We start from the raw sequence: 11204 nt of genomic DNA, 5'->3' as shown, positions 1-11204 counted from the left end.
TCAGCCGCTGCCGCGGCGGGCGCTCCCTGATCCGGCCAGATCCAAACGAAAGACCCTAGCCGCGCACACTCCCAGGAGACACCATGCGAAAGATCATCGCTTCCACCTACGCCACCCTCGACGGGTTCATCGACAACCCACACGAGTGGTCCCTGAGCTACAACAGCGAGGACGCCATGGCCTACGCCCTGGCACTGACCACCGGCTGCGACGCACTGTTGCTGGGCCGCGTCACCTACGAGGGCATGGCTCAGGCCTGGCCGAACATGGGCGGCAACCCCTACTCCGACCACGTCAACGCCATGACCAAGTACGTGGTGACCTCCCAGCCGGTCAACACCGCCGCATGGAACCCCACTACCGTCGTCCCGGGCGACGACCTCACCACCGAGATCACCAAGCTCAAGGAACAGGACGGCGGCAACATCCTCACCTGGGGCAACGGCCGCCTCACCGACCACCTGGCCAGGGCCGGGGTGCTCGACGAGTACAGGATCTGGATCTACCCCGTCCTCAAGGGCCAGGGCACACCGCTGTTCCGCCCCGAAAGCGTCACCGGCATAGAACTCGCCGACACCACCACCTTCACCTCCGGCGTCACGATCCTCACCTACAAGCCGACCTCCGACTGACCACCGCAAGCGTTTCAGCGTCGGCACTCACCGCTCGCGTCACTGTCCCCGGCGCGCCGGTTCCCCACGGCCTCCTGAGCCTTCGGAGGCCCATACGGCGCTGAGACGGCACGTCCCGCCCGCAGCGTCCCAGCCGTCCAGGAAGGCGGCCAAGGCGCGGCGCTGCTCTTCCTCGCAAGCGACCTGCCGGCGAGGAGTCCCGGCCGACACCCCGGTCGGCAACGCGGGCGTACCCCGGCGCGGCCACGCCGGGGTACGCCAGTCTGCTGCGGGTTGCGGGTCAGCGGTGGTTGCCGCGTCCCCAGGACTCGGAGCTGTCAAGAGGCCCTTCCTCACGCGTCGGTTGCTTGGATACGAGTGGCGATGATGGCCTCGGTGCGGATCAGTTCTTCGAAGCGGCCCTCGGGGGCTGAAGTCGGCGAGAGCTTGGCGGAGGTCGTGTTCGAACGCGTCCTTGTGCGGGCCGAGTTGGGCGGGGCTGGAGTAGCTGCAGGAGAACTGGAGCCCCACCACCTGGTCGAGAGTGCGGGTGATGGTGCGGTCCCAGCGGGCCGTTTCGACGTGGGGGAATGGGGATCGCGCGAGGACGTCCTGGTGGCGTTCCGTGGGGTGGGCGTAGGTGCCGGAGCCGGCGCGCCGTTGGGGGCCGAGGTATCGCGTGCGGATTTGACCGGTGATCTCCGGCCAGGGAGCGGGTTCGACGTCCCCGGGGGCTCCGCCCGATGCGAGGACGACCGCGCCGCCGGGAAGGGCCAGGTGGTCGAGGTCGCGGAGGGTTTGGTCGCGGTCCATCCAGTGGAAGGCGGCGCCCATGACGGTGAGCAGTACGGGGTCGAGAGGTTACGCCTGGCCAGAAGAGGCCACAGCACGCGGCGAGGACAAGCCGATCAAGCGCCACGACCACTCCTGCGACGGGCCGCGGTACGTGATCCACTCGACTGCGCACGAGTGGCGCCAAGTGTCAGACGTATTGAAGGACAGCGGTTGATCAGCTGATCAATCCGGGACTCAGCGGTAGCGTCGAAGAGCCAACCAGTGCTTCGCCAGGAATCCGAAACCGATCACCACGTCGAACCACCCAATCGACTCCCACATCACTCGCGTGCCGTCGCCCCTGAATCCGTGACCACCGACAACGAGGAACAGGCCGAAAAGGATCCATACGAAAGACCCGTAGATTCCACGACGTGCCTTCTTGAGGAATCTCTGTCTCTGAAACTGGGCGTAGCGTGCTGCACGTTCTGCGTCTTCGGCGTCCAGGATTCGTTTCGTGCGTGCCGCCCAGCGAGCCCGTAACTCTGCCTCCTCTGGGCTCGGCGTAGCAGGCAGGATCACATTGCCGTTGATGGATCCAGCCTGGACCACGGGCCCGTTGACATGGCCGCTCACGCCGTTACGTACGTTGTTGGTGACGTCCCGTCCCTCTCCCATGTTCCAGAAGGTACGGGAGGGCGCCACCACTCTCAATCGACTCATGTTGATCCACGCCTGGCTCGCTTGGTACGCGGAGAAGACCCCGGGCGGGTTGTTGTTCGTGGGCGAGCGGGGCAAGCCTTTCCGTCGCTCGACCTTCGGCCGGAAGTGGCGCAAGGCCCGTAGCGCGGTCGGACTGCCGGCCGATTTTCGGTTCTACGATCTTCGTCACACTGGCCACACCCTGACCACCTGATCGGGCGCGACGCTTAAGGACACGATGGTGCGGGCCGGGCAGTCCACGGAGAAGGCCGCGCTCATCCATCAGCACTCGGACACCGAGCGTCGTACATGACCGCTGCTGTCCGCACCGCTGGGCACGGATGGGGCACGAGGGCTGGCAGTGCAACGGACCCTGCAAGGGTGCGTGCTCCGGGTGGGCTGGTGGGTCAGAGAGGGATGATGCGGACCTGGTTGCCGCAGAGCTTGGTCATGTCGTCGCTGTCGGAGGTCAGCAGGGCGACCGGCTTCGGCTGGCGCAGTGCGACCTCGGCGACCGTGGCGTCGATGGCGTACTTGTGCCCGTGCAGTCCGGCGCCTTTGAGGAGCTCCGCTGCCGCTTTCGCCGCTTGTTCGGTGACCGGCTCCACCTTGACACGGGACAGGGCCCAGTTCAGGCGAGGCATATTGGTGCGGGAATGGCTGACTTCCACGATGGTGTTGGCCCCGATCACCAGGTCGGCTCCCATGTCGTGGAAGATCTGCAGCATCGCGAGGAGCTTGCGGTCCTGCGCGATCCAGGCGGAGAGCCCCTCCGAGTCGAGGACGACGGTCTCGATGCGCTCGCTCACGCGGCGTCCGCGCCCTTGATGGAGCCAGCGGAACCGAAGATCTTCGCGTGGGCCTCGGCGAGCTCCTCGTCGCTGAAGTGTCCCTGTTCTTCCTCGTGGCGGCGAAGGTCTTCGCCCAGCAGCTGGTGCCGGATCTGGCGGGCCACGGCTTCCGCCACATAGCCGGAGACGTTGTCCGTGAGCTTGCGGAGCTCCGCCACCTGGTCGCTGGGGAGCGTGACGGTGATGCGAGTCGTTGAGGACATGCGGCAAGCATACTGGAGTATGCACAGGATGGCCCAGGCTTTCTGCGCCTGACCTCGACAGTCGAGGTCGCATGATCCCGGGAGGCTTGTGGCGCTCCGGCTATCCCCACGGCCTCGGTGATCTCGGCGAGGGTCAGGGGGATCACTGCGGGGTGGCTCCTTGTGCGTGGGGGCCCAGGACGACTCCGCGCCCGGCGAAGAACCGGTCGAGGTCCGTCCAGGGGACGTGGTGGAATTCCTGGGACTGTCCGGGCAGCCCGGAGGGGTTGTGCAGAAAGACTCCCCCGAGGCTGGTGCCGACGGCGAAAACCAGGTGTCCGCCGCGCTGGGGCGGTGCGGGATCGAGGGTCCGGATGGTCTTGTGGACCGAGAGCAGGAGCAGATGTCCCCGGGTGATCTCGGTGTCGATGTCCGTGGTTGTCATCTCGGGCCGGGCCTCGGCGTGCAGGTTCCAGCGCCGGGTGACCCAGTGGGCGAAGGGAGCGTAGATCAGTCCCTTGACCTGGTCGCCGTTCCTTACGTACGCGCCTGCTTCCAGAGCGCCTCGCAGGAGTGGTACCGAGGGTGGGACCTCGTGTCCCCAGTGGTCCAGTGCCATGCGCAGGCACGCCATCCCGCACATGCGCGGGGCCCAGAAGGCGTATTCCTCACGGGTGTCGGCTCCGGACTTGGGCCACAGCGGGTCGTCGGCCGCCGCTCTGGTGCCGGTGATGAACTCGGGTACCAGAGCGGCGGATTCCCACTGCGAGTAGTACGGGACACGGCGGATCAACGGGGAGCCTGTCATGGCCCGACAGTCTGCTACGGCACGTAGGCGGGCTTGGTGAACGCGGTGTCCAACACGCGCAGGATCAGCTCCTCGTACGGGATGCCGGCCGCTGCCGCCATCGTTGCGAGATTTCCGTTGGGCGACAGACCCGGCACCGTGCTGAGCTCCAGCATCGGGGTCCGCCCGTCGGGAGAGACCAGGAAGAGTCGACACGGGAGACTCCGTGCGCGCCGATCCGCCGGACGATGGGCCCCCACGGCACCTGGGTCTACCACTCCACGAAGACCTACACGCTGCCCGCACCCTTCACCGGCTTCAGCGGCAGCGGCGGAGTCATGACCATCACCGTCAAGAACGACGGCGGGAATATCTCGCAGAAGGTCACCTGCAAGAAGGGACCTGAACCCAAGCCTGATCTGAAGAAGGGTGAGGACCTGTTCTCCCAGGTGGAGAGTTACATGTACGACGAACTGACACGCAACGCGCGGTCCGACGACATGAAAATGATCCAGGGCTTGCTGCGACCGTGGGCGTGGTACGACGGACTGGTCGGGCGCGACAAGGGGAGTGACACGACGGCAGCCCTGTCTATGTGGGGTGCCAAGGTCTGTCCCAAGGGCTTGCTGAGCAAGTGGGTACATTGACGAGCCGTGCGGCGGAGGTATTTCCGGAGCCGACGGCTATGGGGGGATGTATGGGCAGCCGACGGCTGCATGGATGTCTCGGCACCGTGGTGGGGCTGGCTCTTGCGGTGCTCACGGCCATGCTTCTCGGCAGGGCATTGAGCGCCTGCGACGCTGGAGTGAACAATGCGGCGAACAGCACCTTCCTGCTCTTCCTCTTCATCCCATGCCTCTGGGCTGTCCTGCTCCTGGGCTGGGTGGCGGTGGGCGCCCTCCTGGGGAACCGACCGTTCCTCCACGCTCTCGCCCTCGTGGTGGTACTCCTTGGCCTTTCCTGGTGCGCCATCTCGCTTTTCTGGAGTGACATCACATATGACTGTCCCAGCGGCGTACCCCCGTGGTGGCCAGGCTTCCTTCCCGCCCCCGGGTTCTGAGTAAGGGCCGGGGACCGGCGCTGTGGCTTCGCTCCGTTTTCAGCCTCCGCCGCTTCAAGTGGAGTAGGCCGCCGACGAGGTGCCCGTGGCCGGAGCCGGATGCGACGCCGCGGACCTGGGTCGCTCCGCCGTGGACGACGACACGGTCGGGGCCGTCCTCGGAGGAGCCGACTCCTGTCCGCTCGCCGACGACGCGGCAAAGCTGCCCAAGCGGCTGCTCAAAGCCATCAGGGAGACGGCGGTCGAGGACGATGATCCGCAAGAATCCGTGCCGGATCCGCGGCGTCGGCCGTGCGGAGGCGGACGAGCGCCCCGTCGCCACCGTCGCGCAGGTCTTCGCCCTGGCCGATGTGATCGGGCTGCGCTGGCGCCTGATGGTGCTGCTCGGCGCCTTCGCCTCGATGCGCCCGGAGGAACGGGCCGAGCTGCGGCGGGGCGACATCGACCTGGACGCCGGATCGGTGTGGGTACGGCGTGCCGCAACCGAGTTGAACACCGGCCGCCGCGTCGTCGGTGACCCCAAGTCCCGTGCGGGTAAGCGGGAGATCGTGCTGCCGGCCTTCGTACACGTCGACGTGCGGCGGCACCTGGACTGGTTCGCCCAGCCCGGCCCGGACGGGCTGGTGTTCATCGGCGAGAAGGGGGCGGCGCTGCGGGGGACCACCTTCGGCCGCAAGTGGCGCAGGGCGCGCGACACGGTCGGCCTGCCCGGGGATTTCCGCTTCTACGACCTGCGGCACACAGGCAACACCCTCGCTGCCGACACCGGCGCCAAGCTGAAGGACCTCATGGTCCGCGCGGGCCAGTCGTCCGAGAAGGCACAGTTGATGTACCGGCACTCGACCAAGGAGCATCAGCGCAAGCTTGCCGCCGACATCGACACCGACGTACGCCGTCAGCAGGTGAAGGCGGCGGAGGGCGCCGGCGAGGGCGCGACTGTCCACCCACTCGTTCCTCGTCCGCGTGACGTCTATGGACTCGTCTCGCGGGAGGCGTGACGCTTCTCCGAGCGCCGGACCGGCACCCCGCTGGTCCGGCGCTTCACGTCCGCGCGACATCCACGATCCGGCCATCGTGTGGCGCAGGTCACTCGAAATGGGTCTCGCGACATGAGATCGCCGGGCGTCGAGACGTTGCCCTGGGCTTGCGCTTCTCAATTCCGCGCGATAACCGGTCCCTTATGGCACGCGAATGGCACGCGGCCTCGAGATGGTCTAGACAACAAATAACCCCCAGGTCATCAACCGGGGGGTTTGTCGTGGAGCGGGTGACGAGAATCGAACTCGCGCTCTGAGCTCGGGAATCAACGGCGCTCAGTGGCAAAGTAGCGCTCTGACCAGGGATTACTTGAGTCTGCGAGCTGTATTGGAGCCTGTTGGATTGACCGCTTCTGACCCTGGTGTACCGCGCTGAAGGGCTGCGATGGGGCTGGCCTGTGGGCTGACCTGACGGCGCTCGTCGACACCGTCGATCACGCAGACCCGTTGGACACCCTGCTGTCCTGGTTGCAGGGGACCGTACAGGCCAACCGGGACCAAATCTGAGACCACCACCGTCGATGGGCCCCGCGGCTTGCTGCTGGCTGCGCGCGGAGCCGCCGTCGCTGGTGAAGACGGCGGTGCCGTTGCGGAACGCGTTCGCGTTCGCGTACTCGGGAATGGTGTGTCCGCTCCGGCCGCTCCGGCTTTGAACGTTCCTGGGCAGGTCAACTGGCCTGTCGGGCCAGACGGATGACATTCCACGACATCGGTTCCAGCGTGGCGCGGAGCGTGCTGTCGGACAGTGTCGTCCCCTTTCCCTCGTGCGGTACGACCCGCTCGGGATGGGCCAGGGTATTACTGGCCTCGGGGTCCTCGTCGGCCAGGACGCTGTGTCCGACGACTCGGTCGGCCGCCACCCCCCGCAGAACGGCCTCAAGCGGCAGTGCTTTCTCCAGACTCCGGTTGACGGCGAAGACCGTCACCGCGCCGGTCTCTTCGTCCACCGTCGCCGTGGCGTGGAGGAGGGGCACCTCGCCGTAGCGTGCGGTCTCGTGCGCCGGGCCCGTGACATTGACCTGGAGCACCCGTCCGCGGCCGTACCGCGACGCCTGCGCGAAGGGGAAGAACGTGGTCTGCTTCCAGGCCGGGCCACCCGGCTCCGTCATGATCGGGGCGATCACATTGACCAGCTGGGCGAGGCAGGCGATGCTCACCCGGTCGGCGTGCCGCAGCAGCGCGATGAGCAGCGAGCCGAAGACGACGGCGTCGGTGACCGTGTAGTTGTCCTCCAGCAGCCTGGGCGCCTCGGCCCAGTCGGGGGACGGCTGCTCGTGGTGGCGGGTCTGGTACCAGACGTTCCACTCGTCGAAGGAGAGGCTGATCCGCTTCTTGGACTTGAGCCGGGCGCCGATGTGGTCGCAGGTGGCCACGACGCTCTCGATGAACGACTCCATGTCGACGGCGGACGCGAGGAACGAGTCGCGGTCGCCGTCGTGCTCCTGGTAATAGGCGTGCAGCGAGATGTGGTCGACGAGGTCGTACGTCTGCGTCAGGACGGTGGCCTCCCACTCGGCGAAGGTGGGCATGGACCGGCCGGAACTGCCGCAGGCGACGAGTTCGACACCGGGCTCGATCTGCCGCATCGCGCGTGCGGTCTCGGCGGCCAGCCGCCCGTACTCCTCGGCCGTCTTGTGGCCGGTCTGCCAGGGGCCGTCCAGCTCGTTGCCCAGGCACCACAGCCGGATGCCGTACGGGTCCTTGGCGCCGTGCGCGACGCGGCGGTCGGACAGCGCGGTGCCGCCGGGGTGGTTGGCGTACTCCTGCAGTTCGAGGGCTTCCGCGACTCCGCGCGTGCCCAGATTGAGTGCCATCATCGGTTCGCCGCCCGCCTTCGTGACGAAGTCGATGAACTCGCCGAGGCCGAAGCGGTTGGTCTCGGTCGACCGCCAGGCGAGATCGAGGCGGCGTGGCCGGTCCTCCACCGGGCCGACACCGTCCTCCCACTTGTAGCCGGAGACGAAGTTGCCGCCGGGGTAGCGAATCGCGGTGACCCCCAGTTCGCGGACGAGGCCGAGGACGTCCTGCCGCAGCCCGGCCTCGTCGGCGGCAGGATGTCCCGGTTCGAAGATCCCGGTGTAGACACAGCGGCCGAGGTGCTCGACGAACGAGCCGAACAGGCGTGGATCCACGGTCCCGACGCCGAAGGCGGGGTCGAGGGTGAAGCGGGCGGGGGCGTCGTTGCCGGTCATGCGTACCTTTCGGGAGAGGAGGCCCTGGCGGGGGAGGAGGCCCTGGCGGGAAAGGAGGCCCTGGCGGGGGAGGAGGCCCCGGCGGGAGAGGCTCGGCACGCGGGCTCACTGGCCGGCGAGGCCCGTGTGGGCGACACCGCGCACGATCTGCCGCTGGAACAGGGCGAAGACGACGAGCAGCGGCAGTCCCCCGATGATGACCGAGGCCATCATCTGGGCGTAGCGGACGCCGTAGCTGGACTGGACGTTGACGAGCCCGACGGGGAGTGTCATGCCGTTGGGGTCGGTGGTGACGAGGAACGGCCAGAGGAAGTTGTTCCAGGTCTGGATGAAGGTGAAGATCGCGACGGCGGCGAGGACGGGGCGGGAGAGCGGCATGACGATCTGCCAGAACACCCGCCAGCGACCCGCGCCGTCCACATGGGCCGCCTCCTCCAGTTCGCGCGGCACGCCCTCGAAGAACTTGACCAGAATGAAGACCATGGCGGGCGCGGCGACCTGGGGCAGGATCACGCCCCAGTACGTGTCGACCAGACCGAGCGAGACCATCTCGGCGAAGAGCGGGGCCATCAGCACCTGCGGCGGCACCATGATCCCGGCGAGGACAAGCCCGTACAGCAGCCCGCGGCCACGGAACTCGGTACGGGAGAAGCCGTAAGCGGCCATGGCGCACAGCAGCACGGTGAGCACGGTCGTCACCACCGAGATGTAGGCCGTGTTGAACAGCCAGCGGCCCAGGTCGCCCGATTCCCACACCCTCTCGTACGCGGCGAAGGTGATCTCCGAGCCGATCCACCTGAGCGGCGTCCGCGCCGTCTCGGCCTCCGGCTTGAGCGAGGTGGCCAGCGCCCAGGCCAGTGGCAGCACCCACAGCAGGACGAGCGCGAGTGCGCAGACGAGCATGGAGATCCGGCCCGGCGTCCAGCGCGGACGACGGCTTTCCGGGACGGTACTCACTTCGCGGCCTCCTCACGGGAGCGGCGGGTGAGCCGCAGCTGGATCAGCGAGACGATCACGATCAGGGCGAAGAAGATGTATGAGACAGCCGACGCGTAACCGATCCGGTAGTTGGTGAAGCCGGCCTGGTAGACGTACTGGAGGATCGGGCGTGTGGAGTCGTCGGGGCCGCCGTTGGTCATGATGTAGATCTGGTCGAAGATCTTCAGCGAGGCGAGCAGTTGGAGGACGGCCACCACAGCGGTGGTGCGGCGCAGCAGGGGCAGGGTGATGTGCCACAGACGGTGCCGTGCTCCGGCGCCGTCGATCTCGGCGGCCTCGTAGAGGTGCTGGGGAATGGACTGGAGCGCGGCGAGATAGAGCAGGAAGTTGAAGCCGACGGTCCACCAGATGGTGGTGATGACGATGGAGATCATCGCGTAACGGGGGTCGGTGAGCCAGCCGATGCCGGGGTCGAGGCCGATGGCGGCGAGCAGCTGGTCGGCGAATCCGAAGTCGGAGGGGTAGATGACCCAAAGCCACATCAGGCAGACGACGCCGGACGGCAGCACGAAGGGCGCGAACCAGCTGAGCCGCCACAGCCAGCTCACCACCCGCAGATGGTGGGCGAGGAGGGCGAGCACCAGGCCGATGACGACCAGCGGCGCGGTGCTGAGAAGGGTGAACCAGACGGTGTTCCACAGCGAGGACCAGACAGCGGGGTCCCCCAGCGCCTCGGCATAGTTGTCGAAACCGATGAAGTCGGAGCGGGTGCCGGCGACGTCGTCGTTGCCGAGGCTCATCTTGACGCCCCACAGCAGCGGCCAGACCAGGAAGAACGCGTAGACGATCAGGAACGGCAGGATGAAAGCCAGTCCGTGCTCGGTCCAACGGCGCCGGACGCCTCTCACCCCGGCCGGCCGACCGCCCGCGGGCGTCGTGGCGGTGCCGGCGGCGGGAGCGGTCGTGGTCATACGGCGGCTCCGAAGGGTGGCGGGGTGTCGATCAGTCTCCGGAGCCGTTTCCTGGTTTCGGAGAGTGCGTTCTCGGGCGTTCGTGATCCGGTGAGCACCCCGGAGAAGACAGCCCCGAGTTCGAGTTCCAGCGCGGAGGCGGAGCCGGAGAACCAGGCTTCGGGGTCGAGGGCGACCTCGTCGATGACGGACCGGTACGCGGACTGCGGCCGGAGCCCCAGATAGCCGGGCTCCTCAAGGGTGGGCAGATAGGCGGGTACGTGGCCGCCCTTGGCCCAGTCGACGCTGTGTCTGAGCATCCAGGCGACGAAGGAGTGGGCCGCCGCGTTGCTCGCTCCGCCACGGCCGCTCTGGTGCGGCAGTACGAAGGTGTGGGAGTCGGCGAAGACGCTGGCGCGGCCGAAAAGATTGGGTATCCGGCTCATGGAGAAGGGGAGTCCGGTGGTCTTGAAGGTGCTGACCTCCCACTCGCCGTTGATGAGGAAACCGGTCCTGCCGGCGCTGAACACACCGATGCCACCGTTGTAGTCGACCCGGCGCACCGCCAGCCCTTCGGCCGTCAACGCCCGCATGAAGGTGAGGACTTCGAGCGCCTTGGCGTCGTCGATGGTGATCCGGTCGGCGCCGGGGGACAGGATCGACCCGCCGGTCTGCGAGTAGAAGGTCGCGAAGAGCTGCCAGGGCCCGGTGGTGTTGCTGCCGAGCGTCTCCGTGACCAGCCCCGGCTGCCCGGTGACCTTCCTGGCGGCACGCAGGGCGTCGGTGAATTCCTTCACCCCCTGGATGGGTTTGAGCTTTCCGTCGCTGCCGAGGAGTCCGGCCTTCTCGCAGATTTCGGTGTTGTGGTAGAGCACCGACGGGTGGGTGTCGAGCGGGACGGCGTACTGCCTGCCGTCGACCGTGCCACGCCGCCAGAGATCCTCGGGGAAGTCCTCGGCCGAGATGCCGTCGTCGGCGAGCATGCCGAGGTCGAACGGGTCGAGCAGCCGCCGGGGCGCGAAGCCGGGCAGCCGGGCCAGGTGCAGTACGGCCACCTCGGGAGCGCGCCCGCCGGCGCCCGCCATACCGAGCTTGGTGTAGTACGGCGGGGCCCCCTGG

The 11204-nt window shown here is 67.5% G+C and carries 11 protein-coding genes and 2 pseudogenes; 4 read left to right on the top strand and 9 right to left on the bottom strand.

Annotated elements, in window-relative coordinates; genetic code table 11:
* The first annotated feature begins 83 nt into the window (after positions 1-83).
* Positions 84-632, top strand: coding sequence for a dihydrofolate reductase family protein (locus tag GA0115259_RS08295; protein ID WP_093593082.1), 549 nt, complete (start codon positions 84-86; stop codon positions 630-632).
* A 1008-nt stretch (positions 633-1640) separates the two neighbouring features.
* Here GA0115259_RS08295 and GA0115259_RS39560 read toward each other — a convergent pair.
* Positions 1641-2063, bottom strand: a complete 423-nt coding sequence (locus GA0115259_RS39560) for a hypothetical protein (RefSeq protein WP_141716486.1) — start codon at positions 2061-2063, stop codon at positions 1641-1643.
* A 61-nt stretch (positions 2064-2124) separates the two neighbouring features.
* Between GA0115259_RS39560 and GA0115259_RS41625 the strand changes: the two are divergent.
* Positions 2125-2394, top strand: a pseudogene (locus GA0115259_RS41625) (site-specific integrase); the annotation flags it as partial.
* Positions 2395-2494: 100 nt separating this feature from the next.
* On the opposite strand, the gene GA0115259_RS08275 reads toward GA0115259_RS41625, so the two are convergent.
* From GA0115259_RS08275 to GA0115259_RS40085, 4 genes are all read right to left on the bottom strand, one after another.
* Positions 2495-2896 (bottom strand): PIN domain-containing protein, encoded by a 402-nt coding sequence (locus GA0115259_RS08275; RefSeq protein ID WP_093593079.1) that lies wholly within the window; start codon positions 2894-2896, stop codon positions 2495-2497.
* On the bottom strand, positions 2893-3141 hold the full coding sequence (locus tag GA0115259_RS08270) for a type II toxin-antitoxin system CcdA family antitoxin (protein WP_093593076.1): 249 nt from the start codon (positions 3139-3141) through the stop codon (positions 2893-2895). Before GA0115259_RS08270 ends, GA0115259_RS08275 begins: the two co-directional genes overlap by 4 nt.
* A gap of 142 nt (positions 3142-3283) precedes the next feature.
* On the bottom strand, positions 3284-3928 hold the full coding sequence (locus GA0115259_RS08265; RefSeq protein ID WP_093593073.1) for a C39 family peptidase: 645 nt from the start codon (positions 3926-3928) through the stop codon (positions 3284-3286).
* A gap of 14 nt (positions 3929-3942) precedes the next feature.
* Positions 3943-4083, bottom strand: coding sequence for a hypothetical protein (locus GA0115259_RS40085; RefSeq protein ID WP_161230322.1), 141 nt, complete (start codon positions 4081-4083; stop codon positions 3943-3945).
* A gap of 72 nt (positions 4084-4155) precedes the next feature.
* On the opposite strand from GA0115259_RS40085, the gene GA0115259_RS08260 reads away from it, so the two are divergent.
* Positions 4156-4554 (top strand): hypothetical protein, encoded by a 399-nt coding sequence (locus tag GA0115259_RS08260; protein WP_093593070.1) that lies wholly within the window; start codon positions 4156-4158, stop codon positions 4552-4554.
* 624 nt (positions 4555-5178) lie between these two features.
* Positions 5179-5965: pseudogene (locus GA0115259_RS08245) on the top strand (tyrosine-type recombinase/integrase); the annotation flags it as partial.
* A gap of 707 nt (positions 5966-6672) precedes the next feature.
* On the opposite strand, the gene GA0115259_RS08240 reads toward GA0115259_RS08245, so the two are convergent.
* The 4 genes from GA0115259_RS08240 to GA0115259_RS08225 all read right to left on the bottom strand — a co-directional run.
* A complete protein-coding gene (locus GA0115259_RS08240) occupies positions 6673-8196 on the bottom strand; it encodes an arabinosylfuranosidase ArfA (RefSeq protein WP_093593063.1) in 1524 nt (507 codons plus the stop codon).
* A gap of 105 nt (positions 8197-8301) precedes the next feature.
* A complete protein-coding gene (locus tag GA0115259_RS08235; RefSeq protein ID WP_093593087.1) occupies positions 8302-9099 on the bottom strand; it encodes a carbohydrate ABC transporter permease in 798 nt (265 codons plus the stop codon).
* Between the two features lie 50 nt (positions 9100-9149).
* Entirely contained in the window at positions 9150-10106 is a 957-nt protein-coding gene (locus GA0115259_RS08230; protein ID WP_093593060.1) for a carbohydrate ABC transporter permease, read from the bottom strand.
* On the bottom strand, positions 10103-11204 hold a 1102-nt coding region (locus GA0115259_RS08225), incomplete at its 5' end, for an extracellular solute-binding protein (protein WP_107469148.1). The genes GA0115259_RS08230 and GA0115259_RS08225, both read right to left, overlap by 4 nt.

The sequence above is a fragment of the Streptomyces sp. MnatMP-M17 genome (assembly GCF_900091995.1).
Classification (GTDB): domain Bacteria; phylum Actinomycetota; class Actinomycetes; order Streptomycetales; family Streptomycetaceae; genus Streptomyces.
Note: the sequence above shows the minus strand (reverse complement) of the source record. Positions and strands in the feature narration are given on the sequence as shown.

Coding starts and splice junctions, on each gene's coding strand:
- GA0115259_RS08295 (WP_093593082.1), top strand. CDS start 84: ATGCGAAAGATCATCGCTTCCACCTACGCCACCCTCGACGGGTTCATC.
- GA0115259_RS08270 (WP_093593076.1), bottom strand. CDS start 3,141: ATGTCCTCAACGACTCGCATCACCGTCACGCTCCCCAGCGACCAGGTG.
- GA0115259_RS08235 (WP_093593087.1), bottom strand. CDS start 9,099: ATGCTCGTCTGCGCACTCGCGCTCGTCCTGCTGTGGGTGCTGCCACTG.
- GA0115259_RS08260 (WP_093593070.1), top strand. CDS start 4,156: ATGGGCCCCCACGGCACCTGGGTCTACCACTCCACGAAGACCTACACG.
- GA0115259_RS40085 (WP_161230322.1), bottom strand. CDS start 4,083: ATGCTGGAGCTCAGCACGGTGCCGGGTCTGTCGCCCAACGGAAATCTC.
- GA0115259_RS08240 (WP_093593063.1), bottom strand. CDS start 8,196: ATGACCGGCAACGACGCCCCCGCCCGCTTCACCCTCGACCCCGCCTTC.
- GA0115259_RS08230 (WP_093593060.1), bottom strand. CDS start 10,106: ATGACCACGACCGCTCCCGCCGCCGGCACCGCCACGACGCCCGCGGGC.
- GA0115259_RS39560 (WP_141716486.1), bottom strand. CDS start 2,063: ATGGGAGAGGGACGGGACGTCACCAACAACGTACGTAACGGCGTGAGC.
- GA0115259_RS08265 (WP_093593073.1), bottom strand. CDS start 3,928: ATGACAGGCTCCCCGTTGATCCGCCGTGTCCCGTACTACTCGCAGTGG.